This is a genomic window from Bradyrhizobium sp. 195 (assembly GCF_023101665.1).
Taxonomy (GTDB): Bacteria; Pseudomonadota; Alphaproteobacteria; order Rhizobiales; family Xanthobacteraceae; genus Bradyrhizobium.
This window is the reverse complement of record NZ_CP082161.1, coordinates 6,668,537-6,693,389: the sequence shown is the minus strand read 5'-3', so window position 1 is coordinate 6,693,389 and position 24,853 is coordinate 6,668,537. Positions and strand designations below refer to the sequence as shown.

General features: G+C 60.9%; 13 protein-coding genes and 2 pseudogenes. 8 read left to right on the top strand and 7 right to left on the bottom strand.

Going from position 1 to position 24,853, the window contains the following annotated elements:
• Positions 1 to 72: 72 nt before the first annotated feature.
• The 4 genes from IVB26_RS31215 to IVB26_RS31200 all read left to right on the top strand — a co-directional run bounded on the left by IVB26_RS31215 (position 73) and on the right by IVB26_RS31200 (position 4,185).
• Complete coding sequence (locus IVB26_RS31215; RefSeq protein ID WP_247968869.1) at positions 73 to 1,077, top strand: ABC transporter substrate-binding protein; 1,005 nt, start codon at positions 73 to 75, stop codon at positions 1,075 to 1,077.
• Positions 1,078 to 1,283: 206 nt separating this feature from the next.
• Positions 1,284 to 1,556, top strand: coding sequence for a hypothetical protein (locus IVB26_RS31210; RefSeq protein ID WP_247968868.1), 273 nt, complete (start codon positions 1,284 to 1,286; stop codon positions 1,554 to 1,556).
• 286 nt (positions 1,557 to 1,842) lie between these two features.
• Positions 1,843 to 2,817: a GDP-L-fucose synthase family protein gene (locus IVB26_RS31205; RefSeq protein WP_247973317.1), complete on the top strand. Its 975-nt coding sequence runs from the start codon at positions 1,843 to 1,845 to the stop codon at positions 2,815 to 2,817.
• A gap of 60 nt (positions 2,818 to 2,877) precedes the next feature.
• On the top strand, positions 2,878 to 4,185 hold the full coding sequence (locus IVB26_RS31200) for a WcaI family glycosyltransferase (protein WP_247968867.1): 1,308 nt from the start codon (positions 2,878 to 2,880) through the stop codon (positions 4,183 to 4,185).
• 105 nt (positions 4,186 to 4,290) lie between these two features.
• On the opposite strand, the gene gmd is transcribed toward IVB26_RS31200, so the two are convergent.
• On the bottom strand, positions 4,291 to 5,382 hold the full coding sequence (gene gmd / locus IVB26_RS31195; protein ID WP_247968866.1) for a GDP-mannose 4,6-dehydratase: 1,092 nt from the start codon (positions 5,380 to 5,382) through the stop codon (positions 4,291 to 4,293).
• A gap of 168 nt (positions 5,383 to 5,550) precedes the next feature.
• On the opposite strand from gmd, the pseudogene cpsB reads away from it, so the two are divergent.
• Positions 5,551 to 5,742 (top strand): annotated as a pseudogene (gene cpsB, locus IVB26_RS31190) (mannose-1-phosphate guanylyltransferase/mannose-6-phosphate isomerase); the annotation flags it as partial.
• 486 nt (positions 5,743 to 6,228) lie between these two features.
• Here cpsB and IVB26_RS31185 read toward each other — a convergent pair.
• Entirely contained in the window at positions 6,229 to 7,329 is a 1,101-nt protein-coding gene (locus IVB26_RS31185) for a helix-turn-helix transcriptional regulator (RefSeq protein WP_247968865.1), read from the bottom strand.
• 1,019 nt (positions 7,330 to 8,348) lie between these two features.
• Between IVB26_RS31185 and IVB26_RS31180 the strand changes: the two genes are divergently transcribed.
• From IVB26_RS31180 to IVB26_RS31170, 3 genes and pseudogenes are all read left to right on the top strand, one after another.
• The gene (locus tag IVB26_RS31180) at positions 8,349 to 19,100 is read left to right on the top strand and encodes a VCBS domain-containing protein (protein WP_247968864.1); all 10,752 of its coding nucleotides are present in this window, start codon (positions 8,349 to 8,351) and stop codon (positions 19,098 to 19,100) included.
• A 124-nt stretch (positions 19,101 to 19,224) separates the two neighbouring features.
• Positions 19,225 to 19,296: pseudogene (locus IVB26_RS43560) on the top strand (transposase); the annotation flags it as partial.
• Positions 19,297 to 19,582: 286 nt separating this feature from the next.
• Positions 19,583 to 19,816, top strand: a complete 234-nt coding sequence (locus tag IVB26_RS31170) for a DUF6894 family protein (RefSeq protein ID WP_247968863.1) — start codon at positions 19,583 to 19,585, stop codon at positions 19,814 to 19,816.
• 565 nt (positions 19,817 to 20,381) lie between these two features.
• On the opposite strand, the gene IVB26_RS31165 is transcribed toward IVB26_RS31170, so the two are convergent.
• From IVB26_RS31165 to IVB26_RS31145, 5 genes are all read right to left on the bottom strand, one after another.
• Positions 20,382 to 20,822 (bottom strand): hypothetical protein, encoded by a 441-nt coding sequence (locus IVB26_RS31165; protein ID WP_247968862.1) that lies wholly within the window; start codon positions 20,820 to 20,822, stop codon positions 20,382 to 20,384.
• 84 nt (positions 20,823 to 20,906) lie between these two features.
• Positions 20,907 to 21,242: a hypothetical protein gene (locus IVB26_RS31160; protein WP_247968861.1), complete on the bottom strand. Its 336-nt coding sequence runs from the start codon at positions 21,240 to 21,242 to the stop codon at positions 20,907 to 20,909.
• Between the two features lie 87 nt (positions 21,243 to 21,329).
• A complete protein-coding gene (locus tag IVB26_RS31155) occupies positions 21,330 to 21,593 on the bottom strand; it encodes a hypothetical protein (protein ID WP_051058368.1) in 264 nt (87 codons plus the stop codon).
• 316 nt (positions 21,594 to 21,909) lie between these two features.
• Positions 21,910 to 22,926, bottom strand: a complete 1,017-nt coding sequence (locus tag IVB26_RS31150) for a patatin-like phospholipase family protein (protein ID WP_247968860.1) — start codon at positions 22,924 to 22,926, stop codon at positions 21,910 to 21,912.
• 252 nt (positions 22,927 to 23,178) lie between these two features.
• Positions 23,179 to 24,603, bottom strand: coding sequence for an autotransporter domain-containing protein (locus IVB26_RS31145; RefSeq protein ID WP_247968859.1), 1,425 nt, complete (start codon positions 24,601 to 24,603; stop codon positions 23,179 to 23,181).
• Between the last annotated feature and the right edge of the window lie 250 nt (positions 24,604 to 24,853).

Sequence of the window (24,853 nt, the reverse complement as noted above, 5' to 3'; positions counted from 1 at the left end):
CGAACCCAGTCCCGGCGGCGGACCCGGCCGAGAGGGAAGCGCACCCTCGCCATTGGCCTTGCTGCCCTGGCCTTGGTCGGAACGGTGCTTCTCCTTCTTCGCCCCGATGCAGCCCCCGTACGAGCTCCGACGACTTCGGCGGCCGTCGCAGTCAAGCTCCTCCTTGACGGGCCATTTGGCGCGCGGTTTGCCGGCGAGCTTGCTGCATCGAGGCAGGGGTATTTCTCCTCCCGCATTGAGGTGTCGGCCCACCCTGAAGACCCTGACTTCGTCCAGACGATTGCACGCCAACATGCCATCGGCGTGACGAGCGGCCAGAAGTTCTTGCTGGCGAGCTGGCGCGGCGTCGCCGTCACCGCCTTCGCGGCCAGCTTTCTCGATACCTCCGTCGCGATCTTCACACTCGAAAGCTCGGGATTGCGGCGGCCGGTTGACCTGGTCGGGAAGCGGGTCGGGTATCGCAGGGCGAGCGAGGGAGAGGTCGTCTTTGATGCCATGATGGCGCAGCTCGGGCTTCCCCGCAGCCAGATCACCAAGGTCCCGGACCGTGACAGCTTCGAGGCTCTGAAGGCCGGGGCGGTGGATGCGATCGTCGCCGCCATCGACGAGCAGCCCGGTCCCTCCAGTCCGAGTTTCGTGAAGCTGAACGTCATCAAGCCGCAGGACTACGGCATCCATGTCCCAGGCCAGGTCTATTTCGCGAGCAATGATCTCATCCATGACCAGCCGTCCGCAATCGCTGACGTTCTTCAGGGCCTCATCCGAGGATGGCAATTTGCCTACGCGGACTATGCACGGAGCGTGCCCGTTCTCGCCGGCGCCGCCCCGGCCAGGCTGAATTCCGAACGGCTGCAATTCGAGTTGCAGCAGCAGCGTCCCCTCGTGCTGCCGACGGGCGGCCGTATCGGCGACTACGACGAAAGCCGCTGGCGGACGCTCCGGGATATTCTCATCTTTGCCAAGCTCGGCGAGGAAGACGTGCCGCTGGCTCAGACCGTCAACTACCAGTTCCTTCGGGATGTGTACCGCCGTTCACCCGACCTCGCTGCCCCCGGCGCCTGGAGCGAGGAAAAATAGGACCAAGAAGCCACACTTGTGCGCCATGTCGTCCCAAAAGCCTCTAAGCAGCCCGGCATGAGTTGCATTTCGGCCGGTGGCCTTGGTAAACTTCGGTTCACTATTTGGGCTAGTCGCGGAGTGGCTTTACAGACTGTGACGTTGGTCGGCTGGGGTCTGACAAGCGCGGTCGGGGATCAAATCCGCAGGGGCGAGGAGCTTTTTGGATGTTTAAGACGTTGATGCGAGCGGGCTTTTTGGCCGCGACAGTCTCCCTCGGTGCTGCGAGCGGAGCAAGCGCCGCGATGCCAATGCCGGCGTCGGCGGCCTTGCTCGCGGGCGAGAGCCAAGTGACGCCCGTTACCTTCTGGGCGCAGCCTTATCCCTATCGGTATGTGCCGTCGCGCCGCTGCCCGCTGGTGCGGGTCGAGACGCCCTATGGCTGGTACATGGATCGCGTTTGCGTGCCTGTCGGTCCTGTCTTGCGCCGGGCGTACTGAGGTTGAGCTAACCGGCGGCGGCTGCCGTTTTCCAACGATGTTCAAAGGCAGCCGCGCAGCTCATGCGGCTGCCTTGCTCGTTTTTGTTTCATTTTCTGATGACCTTTTGTGCGCGCAGCGCAGGTTCACCATGAATATCTTTGGAGGGCCGGGACAGGCTATCGCATGGTGAAGATTGTGTTACCAGTTTGGCGGGGCTGCATCGGCAGCGTGATTGCGTAATGCGGCGGTAGCCGGATCTCGCGGGAGCGATGCTCCGGCGAACCGGACGCTGATAGAGGATACGATGACAGGGGTTTCAACCTTCGATCTTTCCGGCAAACGTGTCTTTGTCGCGGGTCACCGCGGCATGGTGGGATCAGCTGTCGTCCGCAGGCTTGCGTCAGAGAATTGCACCGTACTGACGGCCGACCGGCGCGAGCTGGACCTTACAAAGGAAGAGCCCACGCTGAAATGGCTCGAGGCCAATCGTCCAGAGGTCGTTGTTCACGCCGCTGCGAAGGTTGGCGGTATTGCAGCCAACAACAATTTTCCGGTCGACTTTCTCTGCGACAATCTTGCGCTGGAATTGAACGTGATCCGTGCAAGTCACACGGTTGGTGTGCGGCGCTTGCTGTTCCTCGGCTCGTCCTGCATCTATCCCAAGCACGCCAAGCAGCCGATCGCCGAAAGCGAGTTGTTGACCGGTCCCCTGGAGCCGACCAACGAGTGGTATGCAATCGCAAAGATTGCCGGCCTCAAGATGTGCCAGGCCTATCGTCGTCAGTATGGCGATGATTTTATCTCGGTCATGCCGACCAATCTCTACGGCCGCGGCGACAATTATCATCCGGACCACAGTCATGTGCCGGCGGCGTTGATCCGCCGCTTCCACGAAGCCAAGCTGGCCAAAGCACCGAGCGTTTCCGTGTGGGGCACCGGCACGCCGCTCCGCGAATTTCTCAATGTGGACGATTTTGCAGATGCCTGCGTCTTCCTTCTGAAGAGCTACTCGAGCGATCTTCCGATCAATGTCGGCAGTGGCGACGAATTGTCGATTGCCGAATTTGCGACGACAGTCGCGGACGTCGTGGGCTACGGGGGCAAGCTCGCTTTTGATACGTCCAAGCCTGATGGAACGCCGCGTAAGCTGCTCGATAGCTCAAGAATTCGAGAGCTTGGTTGGCGGCCGAACATCGCTCTGCAGGCCGGCCTGGCGGCCGCCTACTCGGATTTTTTAGAGGGCTACGGACGTCATCTGGAAGTCAGCGCAACGCGCTGAGCAGATAATTTAGATTGCAAGAAACTTTTTTATTCCGAACTTTGCGTTGGGCGGGGCTTTATGCGCGTTCTCCTGGTTGGCATCAACTATGCGCCCGATCTGATCGGCGTGGCGAAATACAACACCGAGCTCTGCGAAAGCTTGGCCGCCGAAGGTCATGAAGTTAAAGTCATCACGGCGCCTCCCTACTATCCGGCCTGGAAGATTCCCCCGGAGTTCAAATCGTCGTATTTCAGAGCGAGAGATATCAACGGCGTTCGAGTAAGACGTACGCCGATTTATGTGCCCGAACATCCCTCGGGCTCAAAACGGCTGGTCCACCACGCTTCATTCGCGCTCACGAGCGCCGCGCCGGTCCTCTTTGAGGCGCTGTCCTGGCGACCGGACGTTATGATCGCTGTGGCGCCATCGCTGATGTCAGCTGCCGTCGTCTCGTTTGTCGCTCGTCGCGTCGGTGCCAAATCATGGCTTCATGTGCAGGATTTCGAGGTGGACGCCGCATTCGATCTTGGTTTGCTGCGCAATCCGTCTCTACGTAAGTGGATGCTAAGGGCCGAGGCGGCGATCCTCAAATCGTTCGACCACGTTTCAACCATCTCTCAAGCGATGGTGGAACGGTTGAGGATCAAGGGGCTGGGTCTCGACAAAACAACGGAGGTGAGAAACTGGATTGACACCAAAGCGATCTGCCCCGGTTCGCGAACGACCAAATACCGTCAGGAGCTGAATCTGAGCGAGGGCGATATCGTTGCACTCTACTCCGGAACGATGTCCAACAAGCAAGGCCTTGAACTCGTGATCGAGGCCGCGATTGCGTTAGAGAAAAGCCATCCTCATATCCACTTCATCCTTGCAGGCGAGGGACCTCATAAACCGAGACTCGAGCAACTCGCGGCCGGATACTGCAATATCCATTTTCTGGGGCTTCAGCCCAACGATAGCTTCAATCAATTGATGGCCACGGCCGATTTTCATCTGATTCCGCAGAAAGCCGAGGCCGCCGATCTGGTGTTGCCTTCGAAACTTGGCGCGATCTTCGCGTCCGCTCGCCCGGTTATTGCGATGGCTGAAGAAGGTACGGGCCTCGCGGCAGAAGTCACGGGCGCGGGCTTTGTGATTCCACCGGGAGATTCGTCTGCTCTCGAGCTTGCAATTTGCCAGCTCAGTGAAACGCCGGCCCTCTGTGAGCAGTACGGGGAAGAAGGAAGAAGGCGGGCCCTTGACCGTTGGGACCGACGCACGATCGTGCACCGGTGGTCGGAAGCCATGGCAGGGCAGGGCAGTGCAACAGGGCAGAAGAATGTCGGCCTGAAGGACGCTACCAGCGACATTGGGCTTCCGGTCGAGGATGCCGTTCGGTTGCCGTGAGTCGCCCGATCTCAATTGATGCGGTGATGCCGTTCGGAAAAAATGAGCGCCGCGATGAGCGCTCATTTGCTTGGTCAGCTCGCCTTGCTGGGTGATCTACAAGGGCTACTCGTGCCGCGGGAAATATCTAAATCCGTGCTGCTTGATGAGCTCATCTCGCTTCGCAGACTCGAGGTCTTCCTTCATCATCTCGCGGACGAGGCTGTCGAAGGATGTCTGGGGTTGCCAGCCGAGCTTTTCCTTCGCCTTTGAAGGATCACCAAGCAAGGTGGCCACTTCTGTTGGGCGGAAATAGCGCGGGTCGACTGACACTACACATTTGCCATTTGCGACATTGTAGCCTTTCTCGTCGACGCCGGAGCCTTCCCATCGAATCTTCATGCCGACTTCGCTGGCGGCCACGTTAACGAAGTCGCGCACCGAATGCTGAACGCCTGTTGCGATGACGAAATCCTCTGGCTTTTCTTGTTGCAGCATCAACCACTGCATCTCGACATAATCGCGGGCGTGTCCCCAATCGCGCAATGCGTCGAGGTTGCCGAGGTAGAGTCGTTCCTGCAGGCCCAAATGGATCCGTGCTAGAGCGCGTGTGATCTTTCGAGTCACGAAGGTCTCTCCGCGGACGGGAGATTCGTGGTTAAAGAGGATTCCGTTGCAGGCATACATTCCGTAGGCTTCGCGGTAATTGACCGTGATCCAATAGGCATAGAGCTTGGCGACCGCATACGGCGAACGGGGGTAGAAGGGTGTGGTCTCCTTTTGAGGGATTTCCTGAACCAAGCCGTACAGTTCGGATGTCGATGCCTGGTAGAACCTGGTCGCCTTTTCCAGCCCGACAATCCGCATCGCCTCGAGAATTCGAAGGGTGCCGAGGCCGTCGGAGTTCGCTGTATACTCGGGTTGCTCGAATGAGACGGCTACGTGGCTCTGTGCGGCGAGATTGTAGATCTCATCCGGCTGAACCTGGCCGACGATACGGATCAGACTCGATGAGTCCGTAAGGTCGCCGTAATGCAAACGGAACGCTGGATTCGGCTCATGAGGGTCGAGGTAGAGATGATCGATACGATCGGTGTTGAATAGAGAGGTCCGGCGTTTAATGCCGTGGACTTCATATCCTTTTCCAAGGAGCAATTCAGCGAGATAGGCGCCGTCTTGACCGGTCACGCCAGTAATAAGTGCACGTTTCTTTGTCATAATAATCTCTAGGTTCGGTATCCCGTTCGTACTCGAAAACGGAAGGAATAGGGAGATGGGCCGGGCCAAAAAGGCAAGCTTAGATTAACGGCTTTTGAGGTCCGCGGAATAGGCAATGGATTGCTTTGCTAGGGTCAGTGCAGAGCATCTCGCCGCGATCGGCATCGAGCCGGGATCGGCATCGGGGCCGACGTGATCCTCGAGCCGATGCGACGTGATTCAGGACCTGCGATCGCCGCGGGCGCGGCGTTCGCGCAGAACCGCGCCAGTGAGGCCATTGTGCTCGCGCTCGCCGCCGATCACGTGGTGCAGGACAATGCCGCTTTCATCGCCGCCTGCCGGGAGGGCCTTAACGCCGCGAGCCACAGTTTTTCCCGGCCTAGCCCATTTGGGGGTGGCGCAGCCAACGGACTTTGGCATATCGCATTCCGCGGCTCTCCATTGCACGGCAGCGTTCTTGCCCCGTGTAGGACAAGGTGCCGGCAGGTCGTTAAGTCGCGAAATGACGTCAAACTCGTTGGGAGACAATGTCGTGGGCTTGGACGACTTCTCGTTCTTCGAGCTCGAGATGCGCAAACGTTCGCGGAGCTGGGAGTGGAGTATTGGCTCCCGCGACCGAAAAGCCATCATGCGAGGAAGAGCCAGGAAACGCGTGGTGGCGAGGTACGAGGCGAGCAGCGCGTTGTTTCTCTTGCTGATGAACGTGTCCGTGGCGGCTCGGATCCGAAAATGAAGGTGGAGCGCGAACCACTGAGGCCGCCACCCTTCAGCTGAAGGGCCGAAAAGGTCGAGGTTCTTTCGTGCTCGGGCGAAATCCGTAAGCTACTGCGGGCACAAACCAAATGCTTACCCCAACTGCGAAACCAGCGTGACCAGCTCCGACTGGCGGTGCGCTCCCGTCTTCGAGAAGATCGACTTGAGATGGTTGCGGGCGGTTTCGCGGGAGATGCGCAGGTGTTCGGCGGCGCTGGCGAGCGATGCGCCGGTTGCCAGCAGCGCGGCCAGTCGGGATTCCGCCGGGGTGAGATCGAAGGCCTGGCCAATCAGTACCGGGTCCGGCGCCACGCGCGGGACGAGGTTGGACAGGATCAGCATGGCGCGCGCGCCGAGGAAGACCGAGCGCGCCGCGCCGTCCACCGGCAATGTGCGCAAGACCACCGGTGGCTTTGTCGTCCGGCGGATAAGGATTGGAGAGGCGGGGATGGCGGCGGCGTCGGGGGTCGATCGGATCATGCTGATCAGCTGATCGAGTTTCGTCATCGCCTGCTTGTCGCGGAGGACGAGACGCCGGTCCCTGATGCGAATCTCATCGTCGAATCCACGGTCTGCGACCGCGTTCGTGCGCAGGACCATTCCGTCCCGATTGAGGACCAATGCCGGTTGTCGAACCCGGTCGAGGACGTCGGTCATCGAGGTCAGCGCGGCCCGTCCAATCGCTGTCGCGAGCGTGGCGGTCTCGGTCAGGCGCGGCGCCAATTGGGCGAGCAGTTGCTTGTCGCGCGCCTCGAATGCGCCTTCGCGGCCGGTGCGTTGCAGTGTCAGCGCCCACGCTGCGCTGTCCGCCCAGAAGCCGATGCCGGCAAACCACCGGTATCCGAATGGAAACAGCACCTCGTTGTACATGGGATCGGCGCGTATCTGCTCAGGGCTCATCACATCGAGGTCGGTCACGACCTCCCCCGCCATCATGCGCGGAAAGCCCTTGGCGCGCGGGTCCCTCAACTGCCAGTTGTTCCTGAAGTAAAAGTCGGTCGCTTCGGCGATCGATTCCGTACGTGGAACGTCAGGGGTCCTGATATCGCTCTGAAGGAGTAGGGCTGCTGACGCTCCGACCGCCTTGCAGATGTCATCCATGATGTCGTGCCAGGCTTCCGGGTTCACGGCAGCCTCGCCAAGCCGATTGAGGACCTTCGACAGTTCCTCGCCGTCGATTTGATTGGCCTTCACGAGCGGTCCCCCTCCGCTGAGCTGGTCATCGCTGCAAGCCAACGCGCGTTTGCGCTGAATGCCATGCAGACACCCCCCCTGACATTGGGGACTTTCCGACGCGTTTCCCTGACCGTGATGCTTCGCGAGCAGGCGGCGCGACGCAAGCCCCCTTTGCCTGTTTTTCCTGAAAAATGGCGCTCGACCAAAGTCTAACGACATAGTCCCGGCGGAGGGGGCTAGCTGGGCCCGGATGACCCATTCGGGTCATGCGTCAAAACGTGCCGGCGCTATTCCATGGAGGAGGAATAATCTTCCTTCCGGGAATCGAGATGACGTTGCTCTGCGCGAGCCAGGTGAGTTTCGGTGTTGGTTTTCTCCTCCCGATGTCGATCCGCGGGGAAATCTGGATGCGTCAGAGTGTCGCATGTGACTCAGCGCGACGAGCCTCAAATCCTGAACCGATGCTATCAGCGGTGGTAGCTCATTTGCTCGGCAGCTTGGGCGATCTCGTCGGGACGAGCCTCACGGCCAGGGCGATCGCTTCGTTCCAGCTCTTGTTGTGCTGCAGTCCGGCAGAGCACCGACTCCCCGGTTTGCTGAAATCGCGCCCGATCGCAGATCGGGGACATGCGCTTTCGCAGCTGCACCGTTCGGTTCACATCCAGCTTAAGGTTAGCAGCTGTGCTGCCTTGACGCAGTCGCGCAACAATGGAAACAATTTGCAATTATCAGAAAAGTTTTTCCGACGGTCGGAATTTCGTCTTCGAGAATTCAGGCGACGCCTGGCAACGGGGCAAGGCGTCGCACAATAACAAGACCACATCATTTCAAACTCGCGCCGTTGGGCTGACGGCGAACCTGAAAAATCGACAAGGTTACGGGAGGGGGCTCACCATGAGCGACCGCACGACGTCACGCGTCGCGTCCATATCGCGTTCCGCTTTCGACGATTGAAGATTTCTCCATCCGCACAACGCAAGCCGCTTCCGCGCGCTCGCGAGCAATGCCTGTTGCCATATCGAGAAAGATGAATCTCCATGATCATTAACGGCACCAATGCAAACGATCAAATCACCGGCACCGGTTCGGCTGACATCATCAATGCAAGGAATGGCAACGATACCGTCGGCGCCGGGGGAGGCAATGACCTCATTCAGGGCGGCAATGGCAACGACAGCGTAAATGCCGGTGCGGGCAACGACATCATCGACGCCGGCAACGGCAATGACACGGTAGATGGCGGCACCGGTAACGACATCATCCTCGGCGGCAACGGCAACGATACGCTGCTCGGTGGGGCGGGCAACGATCTGATCGCCGGCGAAAACGGCGACGATATCATCGATGGCGGCGCCGGCACCGACATCGTCAGCGGCGGCAATGGCAACGATATCCTGATCTACCGCGTTTCGGAGAACGTGGATTCTGTCGATATCTACGACGGCGGCAAGGGCCAGGACACGCTTCGCCTCGTCGTCACGCAGGAGTTCGCGAACTCGGCTTCGTTCAGGTCCGATCTTGCGGCAATCCAGGCACTTATCGCTCGATATGGCAGCGCAAACTACGCGTTCAGTAGCTTCGATCTGGCCGTCGTCTCGATCGAAAAGGTCGAGGTCGTCATCGAGGGCCCGACCAATCACGCGCCGGTTGCAGTCGCGGATATCGCCTCCCTCAAGGAGGACGTGACGACCGTTGCCAGCGGCAATCTGCTCGCAAACGACACGGACGCCGATGCCGGCGACACCCACACCGTGTCGGCCGTGGCGGGAGGCACGGACAACGGCACCACGATCACCGTGGTCGGCACCTATGGAACACTGGCGGTCACCAAGGCGACCGGCGCCTACACCTACACGCTCAACAATTCCAGCGCGTCCGTGCAAGCGCTCGCCGCAGGCCAGCAGGTGACGGAGCAGTTCACCTACACGAATGCCGACAACCACGGAGGAACGGGCTCGTCGACGCTCACCGTGACCATCACCGGCAGCAACGACTTGGCCACGATCACGGTGTCCGGGAGCCAGGATATCTCGGTGACCGAGGCCGGAACCGTGGTCGGCGATCCCAGCGCGTCGGGCCAGCTTGCGGTGCACGACGTCGACAATAACCAAAACCATTTCGCAGCTCCGGCCTCGCTGGCCGGCACCTATGGCAATTTCACGTTCAATGCGGCGACCGGCGCCTGGACCTATACGCTAGATCCCGTGAAATCGAATCCGCTCGCCGCAGGACAGCAGGTCACCGACACCCTGACGGTTGCCTCGGCCGACGGTACCGCTACCCGCGATATCGTGGTGAACATCACGGGTACCAACGACGCAGCCGTGATCGGCAATCCCGCCCAGCACGACGTCACCGAGGACGGCGTCCTGACGGCGTCGAGCACGCTGTCAATCAACGATGTCGACCAGAACCAGAATTCGTTCCAGACCGGCGTCGTCTCGGCGCCCGGCAATCTCGGGACGCTGACGATCGGCACCAACGGCGCCTACAGCTATTCGGTCGCCAACGGCCTCGTGCAATATCTCGGCCAGGGCGAGACCCGCGACGAGGTCTTCACCGTCAAGGCTCTGGACGGCACCGCCAAGGACGTGACGTTCACGATTCACGGCGTCAACGATGCCGCCGATATCGGCGGTCTCACCCAGCACGATGTCACGGAAGATGGTCAGCTCACCGCATCTGGCCAGCTCGCGATCAGCGATGCCGACCAGAATCAGGCGGCGTTTCAGGCGGGCCAGATCACGGCACCCGGGAACCTCGGCACGGTGACGCTGCTGGCCGATGGCCATTACAGCTATTCGGTCGACAACACCGCAATTCAGTATCTCGGCGCCAACGAGGTCAAGACGGAGACTTTCACGGTCAAGTCCGTCGATGGCACGACCAAGAACATCAGCTTTGACATCCATGGCGCGCAGGACGCGCCTCATCTGAGCGTTCAGGACTCATCGGGCGCCGCCGATCAAAACATCACCCTCCATATCGCGGCGAGTAAGATCGACCAAAGCAGCGCCTTGTCGCTGAAGATCGAGGGGGTGCCGTCGAGCTTTACGGTCCAGAATGGCGCGGCGATCGGAGAGGGCACCTGGCTGGTGACGGGCGACTCAATTCAGAACGTCGTCCTGATTCCGAACCATGCCGTCGGCAGCCCTGATCCGATCACACTGAAAATCACCGCGATTTCCGACGACGGCCTTCATCAGGCGGTGAGCTCGGCCGAGCTCTCGCTGGCCGTGACGCCCGGTGCCAACGAGATCAACGCGCTTGATATCGACGGCTATATCGGCGGCGCGACTGTTTTTGCCGACGCCAACAACAACGGAATGCTCGACGCAGGCGAGGCGTTCACGACGACGCGGGCTGACGGCAGTTTTACCTTAGCGGGCGGGTCCGGTCCGCTTGTGAGTATCGGCGGTGTCGACATCTCGACGGGATTGCAGGTCGCCGGCGTGCTCAGGGCGCCGGAGGGATCGACCGTCATCACGCCGCTGACGACGTTGATCGTCGCGCTGGTCGACAGCACGGCAAACGGTGCGACTCCCCTCACCGTGGAACAGGCCATCAGCGCCATTGCGGCCGCTTTCAACGTCGATCTCGCCGTTGATCCCCAAAACCCCATTGACCTGCTGTCGTACGATCCTGTGCCCGCTGCCGTAACCGGCAATGCGACGGCGACGGCGGTGCTTGCTGCGGCCATCCAGGTCCAAAGCACGGTCGCGCAGGTGTCAGCGGTCGGCGTGGAGCCGGATGCGGTCATTACAGCCATTGCAGGCGCGATTACCGCGTCTCAGACCGTTCCCAACGCGCCGACCTTCAATCTGGCGTCTTCCGATACCGTTCAGAGCGTTGTCACGCTCTCCGGCGTCAGCACTGCAGCTGTCGCGACGGTCGTGGGGGTCGTTGCTGCCGCGAACGACAGCATTCAGTCGGCCACGAACGTCACTGAACTGGCGCAGGCCGGTCAGGTCGCCCAGGGCGAGGCCGCCACCCAATTGGCCGCGACGGACTTCTCCGACCCGGATTCGGTGACTGAACTCACGACGCTCTACGTCGACAACCTCGACCAGCAGGTCCAGGATGCCGTGCTGACCCCGGTCGGTAACGCCTTGTTCGGCTCGCTTGGCGATGACGTGCTTTCGGGCGGAAGCGGCAACGATCTGATCGATGGGCAGGACGGCAACGATCGTCTCAGCGGCGGTGACGGAAACGACATCCTCTTTGGCGGAGCCGGCAAGGACTATCTCAGCGGCGGTTCCGGCAACGATATCCTCGACGGCGGCCCGGGCTTCGACCGCGCCGTCTATACCGACGCAACCGGCGGCGTCACGATCAACCTCGCAATGGGGACCGCGTCCGGCGCAGGCGTAGGGACGGACACGCTCGTCAACATCGAAGCGGCCATCGGCAGCGACTTTGCCGATACGTTCAACGGAGCCGGCTTCACCGGCGATGCCCATGTTCCGGGGAGCCCCGTCGGCTACAACGAGTTCGAAGGCAAGGGCGGCGACGACACCATCATCAGCAACACCAACAGCCAGGGCGCGGAGCTGACGCGCGTTTCCTATGTCAGCGCCACTGGGGCGGTGACGGTGGATCTCGCCGCTGGTTATGCGCAGGGTGATGCATCGGTGGGCCACGACACGCTCGTCGGGTCCGGCTTCAACGGCGTATGGGGCTCTGCGTATAACGACACGATTCTGGGCAGCAACAATCCGATGTTCACCGCGGAGGTGTATGCGGGTCTTGCGGGCAACGATTATATCGACGGTCGCGGCGGCTACGACCGGGTCGATTACAACGTCGATCCGAACACGACGACGGGCATTACCGTCAATCTCGCCGCCGGATCTGTGACGGGCGATTCGACCGTCGGGACGGACACGCTGCGCGGGATCGAGGCGATCCGCGGCACCAACTTCGCCGATACCTACAATGCCGCCGGTTTCGGCTCGGGCAGCGTCAACGCCGGCTCGAACGGGACTTTCAATGAGTTCACCGGCAATGGCGGCGACGACACCATTACCGGCAACGGCTTTACCCGGCTCGGTTTCAACAACGCAACGGCCGGAGTCCAGGTCGACCTCGTCACCGGCATTGCCACCGGCGATTCATCCGTCGGCACCGATCACTTCACCGGCGTCAACGCCGTCCAGGCGTCGATGTTCGACGACACGCTGCTCGGCGGCGCAACCAACGACACGTTCACCGGCCTTGCCGGCAACGATGATATCGACGGCCGCGGCGGCTTTGACGTGGCATCCTACAACAACATCTTCTTCACCACGGGAAGCATTACCGTCAATATGGCGGCCGGTATCGTCACCGGAGATGCGTCAAACGGCACGGATACGCTTCGTTCGATCGAGGGCATTCAGGGCACCAACTTCGACGATATTTACGATGCGACCGGTTACGGCGTGGCCGGGGCCAATGTCGGCAACAACGGCACGTTCAACCAGTTCGACGGCCTCGGCGGTGACGATGCCATTACCGGCAACGGCAATACGCGCCTCATCTTCGCCAACGCGACCAGCGGGGTGACCATCAATCTCGCGGGCGGCACTGCCAGCGGCAACGGCTCGACGGGTCACGATACCTTCACGGGTGTCAACAGCGCGATGGGCGGCAATTTCAACGATGTCTATGACGCAACGGGCTTCACCGGCCCCAACGCGAACTTCAACTCATTCCAGGGGCAGGGTGGCGACGACGTCATCAGCGGCAACGGAAACACGCAGATCCAGTTTGGCAACGCGACTGGTGGTGTGAATGTCAATCTCACTGCAGGCACGGCCGACGGCGACGGCTCGGTCGGCCACGACACCATCACCGGTGCCGTGTTCAACGTTCTGGGGTCGAATTTCAACGACACCATCATCGGCAGCGCCAGCAACGACAGCCTCTCCGGCAGCGTCGGTAACGACACTCTGGATGGTCGCGCCGGCAACGACTTCCTCAGCGGCGGCGCCGGCACGGACACTTTCGTCTACGCGACCGGTGGCGGATTCGACTTCATCCAGGACTTCGTCCATGGCCAGGACAAGATCGATCTGACCGGTGTGTACGGCATCTTCAGCCTTGCCGATCTGCAATCGCATGCGGCGCAGATCGGTTCCAATACCGTCATCACGTTCAATTCGGGCGACGGCCTCACACTTCAGAACGTCAATCTGAGCAGTCTGACGGCGAGCGATTTCCTGTTCGGGACGCCGGCGGCGCCGATCGTCGGCGACGACAACCCGAACGATCTCGTCGGAACCGCGAATGCCGAATCCATCAGCGGCCTCGGCGGCAACGACCGTCTCCAGGGCCTCGGCGGCAGCGATTTCCTGGATGGCGGTCTGGGCTTCGACCGCGCCATCTACACGGATGCGACGGGCGGCATCGCCGTCAACCTCGCGGCCGGCACCGCCTCGGGACCCGGCGTCGGGACGGACACGCTCGTCAACATCGAGGGGGTGATCGGCAGCAATTTTGCCGACACGTTCAATGCGGCCGGGTTTACCGGCTCGACCGGTCTGCCCGGCGCCGCCGCCGGACAGAGTGAGTTCGAAGGGCGTGGCGGCGACGATATTGTCATCGGCGATCTCAACGCCCTGGGGCAGGCCGTCACGCGGCTGTCCTATCTGAGCGCAACCAGCGCGGTCACGGTCGATATCGGGGCGGGGACCGCGGATGGCGACGCCTCCGTCGGCCACGACACCTTCTCCAACGTCTCGACGATCTGGGGTTCTGCCTCCAACGACACGTTCTACGGCAGCGACAATGCGTCCTTTACGTACGAGACCTATGAAGGCCGTGGCGGCGACGACTATATCGATGGCCGCGGCGGCTACGACCAGGTCACCTACAATTCGGACACGACGACCACGTCGGGCATCTATGTTCACCTGGCCGCGGGCACGGTGAACGGCGACGCGACGGTCGGCACGGATACGATTCGCAACGTCGAGGCCGCTCGCGGCACCAATTTCGACGATACGTTCGATGCGACCGGGTTCGGTCAGGTCGGCGCGACCAATGTCGGCTCCTCCGGCACCTTCAACGACTTCGCCGGCGCCGGCGGCAACGACACCATCATCGGCAACGGCTCGACCCGCTTGAACTACCAGATCGCCGCCTCGAGCGTCAGCGTCGACCTCGAGACCAGCGTCATCGGGACCACGAATGCGGTCACGGTGGTCGGCAGCGCCACGGGTGCGACCGAAGGCACCGACAGCTTCACCGGCGTCAATGCGGTGCAGGGGTCGACGTTCTCCGACACCCTGCTGGGCAGCAGCTTCAACAACAACTTCACCGGTCTTGGCGGCGACGATGACATCGACGGCCGCGGCGGCTTCGACGTTGCCATCTACAACAGCCTCAGCACGGTCACGAGCGGCGTGTCCGTGGACATGGCGGCGGGCACGGCAACCGGCGACGCTTCGATCGGCACGGATACGCTGCGCTCGATCGAGGGCATTCAGGGCACGAGCTATGCCGACACCTATGTGGCGACGGGCTACGGCCAGCTAGGTGCGCTCAACATCGGCAACAACGGCAGCTTCAACCAGTTCGAGGGCCTCGGCGGCGATGACCAGATCACCGGCAACGGTAACACGCGGCTGCTCTACACGAATGCAACCAGCGGCGTCACCATCAGCCTGAACGCCGGCTCAGTTACGGGTGACGCGTCGGCGGGGCACGACGCCTTCACCGGCGTCAACAGTGTTTATGGCAGCAATTTCGCCGACACTTATGACGCGACCGGCTTCATCGGTTTCAATTCCTTCCAGGGCCTTGCCGGCAACGACGTCATCACCGGCAACGGCAGCACGCAGATCCTGTTCGCCAACGCCACCGGCGGCGTTGTCGTCGATCTCGCTAGCGGCAGCGTCAGTGGGGATGCCTCGGTCGGGCATGACACCATCACCGGTGGCGTGCACGGCGTGTCCGGATCGGGCTTCAACGATACGCTGAAGGGAGGCAGCGGCGCCGACAATTTCCTCGGCAACGGCGGTGCGGACACCTTCATTTATGTCAGCGGCGGCGGGGCCGATTTCATCGGCGACTTCTCGCACGGGCAAGCCGACAAGATCGACCTTTCGGGCGCAGGTATCTATAACCTCGCCGACGTCCAGGCGATCGCCTCGCAGCAGGGATCGAACACGTTCATCAATTTCGGCAACGGCGACAGCCTGACACTGCAGAACGTGACTTTGGCGAACCTCACGGCTGCCGACTTCATCTTCGCCCCGGGCGTTCACCTGATCGGTGACGCCAGCGCGAATACGCTGGTCGGCACGGTTTATGCTGACAGCCTGAGCGGCCTCGGCGGCAACGACCGGCTGAAAGGCCTCGATGGCAACGATCTGCTCGATGGCGGCCTTGGCTTCGACCGCGCCGACTATATTGCTGCAACGGGAGGCATCACCGCCAATCTCGCAGCAGGCACTGTGACCGGTGCGGGCGTCGGCACCGATGCGCTGACCAATGTGGAAGGGATCGTGGGCAGCGACCATGCCGACACGTTCGACGCGACCGGCTTTGCGGGCGATACCGGCATTGCCGGCACCAATGTGGGCTTCAACGAGTTCGAAGGTCGCGGCGGTGACGACAATATCACGGGAGCTACCAACAGCCTGGGTGCGCTGTTGACCCGTATCTCTTATGTCAACGCGACGGGCAGCGTGACCGTAGATCTGGCCGCGCATTCGGCGACGGGCAATGGTTCGGTCGGCACCGATACCCTGGTGGGCTCTGGCTTTGCCGGCATCGTCGGCTCCGGATATGCCGACCAACTGCTCGGCAGCGCCAATGGCCCCGGGACCGTGGAAGTCTTCGAAGGCCGCGCGGGCGATGACTTCATCGATGGGCGGGCCGGCTTCGACCGCGCGGACTACGCGCTCGATTCGGCCGCCGTGGGCGGAATCAACGTTCAGCTGGCCTCGGGAATCGTAACGGGCGATGCTGCGACAGTCGGCACCGACACGCTGAAATCGATTGAATCCGTGCGCGGTTCGAACGCTGCGGACACGTTCAACGCCGCCGGTTTCGGTGGGGCCAGCACAAATGCCGGGTCGAACGGCACCTTCAACGAATTCGTCGGCATGGGGGGCGACGACAACATCCTTGGTAATGGCAACACGCGCATTGCGTTCACCAACGCGACTGGGGCGGTGGTCGTCGATCTGCTGGCGGGGACGGCCAGTGGTGACGCATCAACGGACAACGATACGTTCAGCGGCGTCAACGCCGTGATGGCTTCGATGTACAACGACACCATCCGCGGTAGCAATATCACCACGGCTACGGAGACGTTCACCGGCCTTGCCGGCGACGACTTCATCGACGGCCGCGGCGGCTTCGACGTCATCAGCTACAACAACCTCTACTTCTCGACCGGCGCTGTCACCATCGACTTCACAGCGGGCACCGCGACCGGTGACGGCTCGATCGGCAATGATACGTTCCGCGGGATCGAGGGTGCCCAGGGCACCACTTTCAACGATGTCTTCACGGCCACGAATTTCGGCGCCGTTGGCTTCCAGAACGGCGCAACCAACAACGTCGGCAACAACGGAAATTTCAACCAGTTCGAAGGCCTGGCTGGCAATGATACGATTACCGGCAACGGTAACACCCGTATCATCTATTCCAGCGCGACCGATGCCGTGATGGTCAACCTGCAGGCGGGGACGGCGACCGGCGGCAGCTCGATCGGCACCGACAGCTACGTCGGCGTCAATAGTGCGACCGGCAGCAGTCTGAACGACACCTACAATGCCGCGGGCTTCACCGGCGTGACGTCTGCCGGCTCGTTCGGCACCTTCAACCTGTTTGAAGGCCTGCTCGGCAACGATACCATCACCGGCAACGGCAATACGCGGGTCTCGTATTCTCAGGCGAGCGGCGGCGGCGTTTCCGTTGACCTATCGGCGGGAACGGTGAGCGGTGCGGCCGGCGCCGACATCATCACGGGCGGCGTCAACAGCGTGCAGGGTTCCAACCAGGTCGACACGCTGGTCGGCAGCTCGAATAACGAGTTCTTCTTCGGCGGCGGCGGTGGCGACACGATCAACGCCGCTGGTGGAAATGATGGCATCACCGGCCAGGGCGGCGATGATATGATCGACGGAGGCACCGGCACCGACATGGTGATCTTCTCCGGCACGCAATCGCAATACAACGTCACGACGTCTGGGACGATCCAGGTTCAAGACACTGTTGCGAATCGTGACGGCACGGACACCCTGACCAACGTCGAAGTGCTGCAGTTCAGCGATGGCATCGTTTTGCTGTCGTCGGGCACGTCCGGGAGTCCGATCGATCTCTCGACGCAACAGTTCTCCAACGCCGCACCCGTGCTCGGAACGGCCGGCGACGATTATCTTCGCGTCGGATCCAATATCTTCGGGCACGTTCTCAATTTGGGGGCGGGGACGGGCGACACCGTCTTGCTCAACAACTCTTTCGGCAACGGTTACACGCTCAATCTCTCTGGCGTCGAGAACCTGATCGGCAGCGGCAAGGACGAGTTCGTCAATCTCACGGCGAATGCCAACGGGCTGGTCGTCAACCTCGCCGGCGGCAACGATCAGCTTAGTCTCGCGGGTGGCGCCAACACGCTCAGCCTGATCGGCGTCGAGGGAATCAGCGGCTCCGATTTCGGTGCGACGCCCGGCGTCAACGACCTGCTCACGTTGACGACGACGGTCACGGGCCTGAATATCAGCCTCGGCAACGGCGACAACACGATGCATCTTGCTGCCGGCGCGAACTCGTTCGTGAACATCTACGATGTCAATCACGTGTACGGAACGGGCAGCGACGACACCCTGACCGTCACTGGCGCGATCGCAGCGGCGAACGGCGTCGCGATTGACCTCGGCGATGGCGATGACACCATCGTCTTCAACGGAAACTTCGCTTCCTTTGCCGCAACGGGTGTCGAGCACATCAACGGCAATTCGGGTGACAATTCGGTCAGTTTGACGAACAACGTCGGCGGTATCGCCATCGATATGGGCGGCGGAACCGATTGGGTGTCCCTCGCCAATGGCGTCAATTCGCTCAGCATCAATGGCGTCGAAAACCTCAACGGAAGTGATTTTACCGGCAATCTCCATCCGTCGGACGATACGGTTACGCTTCTGAACACCGTGTCCGGAGTGTCGGTCAATCTCGGAGAAGGAACGGCCAACGTCCTAAATCTCGCCGAGGGCAGCAATTCGTTCGATAATCTGTGGAACGTGAGCCTGCTCAACGGGAGCTCGTCGGACGACATTCTGACGTTGCAGGCCAGCCCGGCGAAAGTGATCGATCTCGGCAACGGCAACGACACCCTGAACTTCAACGCGAACGTCTACGACATCACCGTGACCAACGTCGAAACCGTCAATGCCGCCGCGAATTTCGACCGGATCACGATCGGCAACACGTCAGGTGACACGACGATTACCGCAGGCGCGGGTGCGGATGAGATCTTCGCCAGCGCGGGCCATGACAACTTCCGTTTCGTCGGCATCGCGGATTCAGCCGCCGGTGCTGCCGATACCATTCACAATTTCGATGCGGGCAACGATCGCTTCACGTTCTCGGGCATCAGCGTTGCCGGCGATCACATCGAGTACGTGGGAGGTGCGACGCTGCTCGGCAGCAACCAGGCTTCGGCGCACTTGCAGAATATCGGGCCGGGCAACGACTACCTCCAGATCGATATCGATGGCGACGGAGCGAGCGATATGGACGTTAGCCTGCAGAATGCGACGGGAACGCTGCACAATGGCAACTTCCTGGTGAGCTAGCCTGAGCTAGCTCCGGAGTCGCAATAGACCGTCTCCGGATGGGGGCGGCGGTGTTGCTGCCCGCCGAGCCTGAGCGACCGCCCTAACTATCCTTGCGCACAAGGCGGAATCGAGAGCTCGCGCTCGCTCGTTCTGCAAACTCGGTATCGAGGATGCTGTGCCGGATCATTCGGCGTTCTCGCGTGCCCGCAATGAGTGTGAGAGGCTGCCGAAAAAAGGCGTGACGGCAAGAATGATCTCAGATCTGGCGAACTGACGACCATCGACCTCATGTGCGCCTGCTTCAAGCGGCGGCAAGCGGCCAAACCCGATGGGGCGCGTATGACAGACCGCTGCCATGGAGTTTTGCGCTGCGATTATCGTCCTGCGAAGCTGCCAGGCGGCACCATGTGCGCATGATCACGGAAGATTCCTTGAACGCCTAGTATGACTCCGACATGCAGGGTCGAGCTTGCTCACCCGGATGTCACAAGGAGGCGTACATGGCTCAGATCTATTTCCATTGCACTAACGCTCGCGGCGTATTGATAGATCGTCGCGGCACATTCGTATCCGACCTGATCGAGGCGTGCGAGGAAGCTACCCGCAGGGTGCGATCGCTCGTGACAGGGACCGACCTGGAAGATTGGCGTCAATGGGTCTTGCATGTCAACGATGAGGCCGGCGACGAGATTTTCGTTCTGCCGTTCGCATTCGTGCTGGGCAAGCCACACTGAGGATGTCATGCGGTCAGCGCAGCCTTCATTCTTGGTTCTTCGTCGGGGCTTGAACGCGATCGCATCGGCGGTCATTCGCCGCGCCTTCGCCGGAGCGATGCTCACGCAGTCGAATTTCCGGCGCAACCCGCAGGCCATCTCAAGAGCACCGCGCGGCTCCAAATGGCATATTCGGGAAAGACCACTTAAAGGTCTTGCCTCCCAGGGTCGTGCAATTCCTCTCTAGCGGACTTTGTGGAGGTGGCGGAGGAACCGGCGCATCGGCAGGCGCCGGCATTGTTGTTGGCGCCGGCGTTGTAGCGGTCGTGGACAGTGGCAAAGCGATCGTATCGTCGGCCGAGGCGAGCGTCGGACCGAGCGGACTCGCTGCGTGGACCGACGCTAAAGCCAGAGCCGCGGCAGCAATCATCCTGTGCATGTGGTGTCTACCGTTTGACTGGCACGTAAGACTAGAAGAGGTGCGCTCAAACTCACGTGAAGTAAGTCACGCAGAACCTCTCCCGAGTGGCCTTTACGGTCGCGGCAAGCGAGAGGCGTGGTGGCGGCGCAATCGGCATGAGGCCGGTCACATCTTGTTTTGCAGGCCCAAGGCTTTCATCAGCTTGTCGAGCGTCTGTTGCGATTGCGGCGAGGCGCCTTTGCGGATCTGCCGGTAGACGTCTGCGTCGGTCGATGGCGGCTCACGATCGGCATCACCGTCGGCTGCGCCGGGCGCCGGCGGCGCATCTGGGCTTTTGCCGGCTTCGGCCTCGGTCGGATCGCTGGCGCCTGGCTTTGATCGCTGGATGATCATCGTCGAGTTGCCGCCGCTGTATTGCTCAATGCTGGTGTAACCCGGACCAGTCTTGATTTGCTTTTCGGTCTTGGAGGGATCGCCGCTCTGGGTGATCGTGGCAGAGTTGCTGCCATTGTTCACGGTCGTCGTCTCGGCCCGCGCGGACGCGCTCGCCAGCGCAACCATCAACACGGCAGCAAGCACAACCGATTGTCGCTGAATAAGCTTCATGTGTACCTCCTCGAGGATGGCATGCGTTGGGCGAGGTTGGAACCCGCCCAATCGCCGTACCGCTGGCCCGATAGGCCGGTGGCGTTACCATTGATGGACTCGGACGCGGTTGCCATCGCCGACCTGCATGGCGCCGGCGCTGTTGTTACGGCCATGCTGGCTGGTTCCGGCAGAGTTGCCGTTCCCGAGCTGGAGCTGGCTCGAGCTGTTGCTCGTTCCGGACTGTCGTGCAGACGCCGACATCCCGCTGCCGGCCTGCACCTGGCCGTTCATATTGTACTGGCAGTTCTGGCTGGCACTGTCACTCGAGCCGTTGCCGATCTGAGTCCTCGCGTGCACGCAGGCGGTGATGCCGCCAGCGAATGCCGGAGCGGAGACCAGGGTCAGCACGGCACTGGCAATCAACAGAAGCTTTCTCATGGAGCTTGTCCTTTCGGGGTTTGCTAGACGGAAAGGAGTGTGAGGGGGGTTCCCGGCACGACTCCTTTCCGCGCGATGTGAGATCGCTTAGCGGCGGCGCTGCCACACACCAGCATAGTTTCCGTCGCCGTTCTGGCCGATCCCGGCGTTGTTGTTGCGGCCGACCTGGTGGACGCCGGCGCCGTTGCCGTTACCGAACTGAACGATCTGGCTGTCGTTGTTGCGACCGCGCTGGAAGGTCTCGGCACCGTTGCCGTTGCCGTTCTGCACGATGGAGGACGAGTTGCCGGCATACGCCGAAGAAGCGAGCGAGAGCACGGCCGCCGAGACGAGGAGGATGGAGCGAAACATAATACTTTCCCTTTGGATGAAGTCGAACCGCGTGATTGCCGTTCGATGATTTGACGATAGGCCTCGCCGGCTCATAACTCTGTGCCGCAAATCACGTATGGCGGCTGCGATCGCTTGCATTCGCATCGCCCGCTGCATTCAACGCGCGGTACTCAAATGCGTCGGAACTCGTGCTTCAAGAAGAGCCGTGGCGTGCACGCAATCGTTCAGAGTTGTATCGCGCGTACTTCTTCACGCCGCTGTTGAAAGAGGGACATGAAATGCAACTGCTGAAAATCGATGTGCCTGGAGCTGGGCGGTAGCAACCTGGCTGCGCTCACAAGTACCTCGCGTGAATATCGATAGTCGAACGCGTACCGACATGACAAAAATTCGCCGTCAGCCACTTTTCGGCGCAGGAGCGACCTACATCGCGCAGATGGCTAAGGAAATTCCAGTCCGCGTTGTACTTGGAGGCGACTCCGAGGTCTTTCATGAACAATTCTGCCTCGATGGCATGAATCAGCATTGTCTTTACCTCGTCGCCCAGCGCGCCTCTGTTGACGAGCTTGTTGGCGAAGGCAATCGCCCGCATCTCTCGCATCAGCGACGAATTGAAACTGATCTCGTTTAGTCGATTCAGTATGTCGCTGGCCGTGCGAGGAATCGCCTCACGCAAGATCGGATTGATGTGGATGACTATGACGTCGGTGGACTGGCACTGATAAATGAGCGGGAAAATTGCCGGATTGCCCATGTAGCCGCCGTCCCAATAGGCTTCGCCATCGATTTCGATAGCCTGGAACAGCAACGGGAGGCACCCGGAAGCAAGAACGGCCGAGAGTGTCACTTCGTCGTTCTCGAAGATCTTCACTTTTCCGGTGCGGACATTCGTCGCACAAAGGAACAGCTTGACGACATTCTCCCTGCGAAGCCGTTCGAAATCGACAGTCTCCTCGAGCACGTCGCGCAGCGGGTTGTAGTTCAATGGGTTGAACTCATAAGGCGACAGAAGCCGCGTCATCATGTCGAAGAATATAAACGCTGGAGATATTTCGATCGAACCATATCCCATTAGGCGATCGAACGGGGACGGCTGCAGCGGTCCCCAGGCTGCCGCTTCACTGATGCGCCTCCAAAAGTCCGCAAGACTAAGTTTAGCCCCCTCTCGACCGCCGATTGTCAGGCCATGTGCCATGACCGTGGCGTTCATGGCGCCGGCGCTGGTCGCGCAGATTCCCTCGAAGGAGATCCGTTCTTCCTCGAGGAGGCGATCTAAAACGCCCCAGGTAAACGCGCCATGCGCGCCGCCGCCTTGTAGCGCGAGGTTGACGGTCTTGCTTGTCGTACTCATCAGCGCCTGCCAACCACGCTGTTGCGCGACAAAAACTCCAAATGGACTTGCCCGTAGCCCAAACGATCGGGCAATCGCGCCATCCTAATCTGGCTGCACGAAATCCCAAAGTGCAATCTGGTTGAAGCCGCTCGGCCACAATGCTGAGAGGTAAACGCTTCACAACGCGCCGATCGCAACTGCGGCGGCGAAGCGCTTTAGCTAGGAAAGAGCTTGGTGGCCTTCCGTACAGGAATTTGCGGATGCGGCGGTTCAGAAGCCGTATCGAAATCCCGCGTTCAACCCGAAACTGTTTGAGCCGTTGTTGGCGACAATTCCCTCGGCCGCGACGTTGACGCGTGCATTGGGTGTGAAGTTATACCCGAGGCCGCCTGACATTCGAACATAAACGTCCCTTATGGGACGCACCGGTGTGAAGATCGGCACATCGGGCGCCAGCGTGAACGCCGTTTGTAAGATGGGCATGGAATTGCGCAGGTCTTTCTCCACGGTCACGTCAAAGAAGGTATCGGCCCTACCGAACGCGGCGAATTGCGGCTTTAAGCGCAAGCCGCCACTGACCACCGCCGACTGAAGAAACTGATCTGCGACCCTCTGGGTCAGGAATGGATCGCCGGCTTCGGAATAGCCTTTGACGCGAGTGTCGGTGTAGGTGAACCCGCCGATCGGGCCGAGCCGCGCAGCGCCGAGATCAAACAAGTAGCCGGCCTTGATTGCAGCAACCGTTGTATTTGCGTCGGTGTTTGGCGTGATCGGTCCGAAGAACCCGGTGCGAGAGATGTCGAACTGGTTCCAGCCGTATGACGCGATCGCATGAACGAACAGCGAGGTCGTGTCGTAGGCCAGGAACCCGCCGAGATGGAAGGAGTCGAGATCCGTCGAGCCGAGCCCTTGCTTGAGTCCTGAAGCGATGTGCGTGTAGCCGAATGTCGGTCCCAACGTCAGATTCGGGGTCACATAGAACTTGCCGCCCGCGAGGACGCCGGCCGAATCATAGCTGTATTTGGTCGACCCGAAGGCGTCGGCATGGTCGCCGTGCCGATAATTGGCTTGCACGAACACTGAAGCTCGACAGGGGAGCGGCGGTGCCTTGACGGGCAGAGGCTGATCGACACAGGCCTCCCCACGGCCGGTATCGAGCTGCGACAGCAAGTCGCGCGAGAAGCCCTGCGCGCTGATTTGGGCCATGCTCGGCAGCGCAGCGGCGGTCTCCGGAGCGAACAGCAGGTTCGACGCAATGCGCTCGAGGTATCCCGTTCCGGCCGCAGTGATGGGGGATGCCGCGAGCTGAATGACGATCGCCGATGTTTTGTCACCGGTCTGCGCGACGGCGGAGGCGTTAGTCGGCCCAACCTGAATGACGTAGGCGTGGCTGAAATCGCCGACCTGGGTGATGTTTGCGGTGTTGGTGCCGTCGACCTGGATGATCGCGCTGCGGCTATAGAAGCCGTTCTGATTGACGGTCGCCGTCGGGTTCGGCGCCAGCTGGACAATCCCGGCAATGTTCTGCCCGTCCCCGAACGCCTGGTTCAGCACGATCGGTCCGTTCAGCGGGGAAAAGCCGAAGCCGGTCGTATCGACGAAGCCTGTTTGGGCGCTGGCCGATCCGTCGAACAAGAGGACGGCCGCCCAGACCGCACATCCAAGCCCTGCTCGCTTGGCTAACTTGCCATTCATTGCCCACCCCTGACGAGGATTGCGCCCAGCATCCAGTTGTTCGCATATTACCTGATCCGAGGGGACTGGCTGTTGCTGCCAAGTGACAGCAGTGAAATCTTATGCACGCGCGAACGGCGTGCCGGTAACCAGTTGCGGAATTTGCGCTGCACACAAAGCCGAGGCAATTGCCTCAAGGTGCGCGTCTTGCTTTCCGGTGAGAACGGCTGGAACCGTCACGCGCGTACTGCATGCGACGAGATTTTAGTAA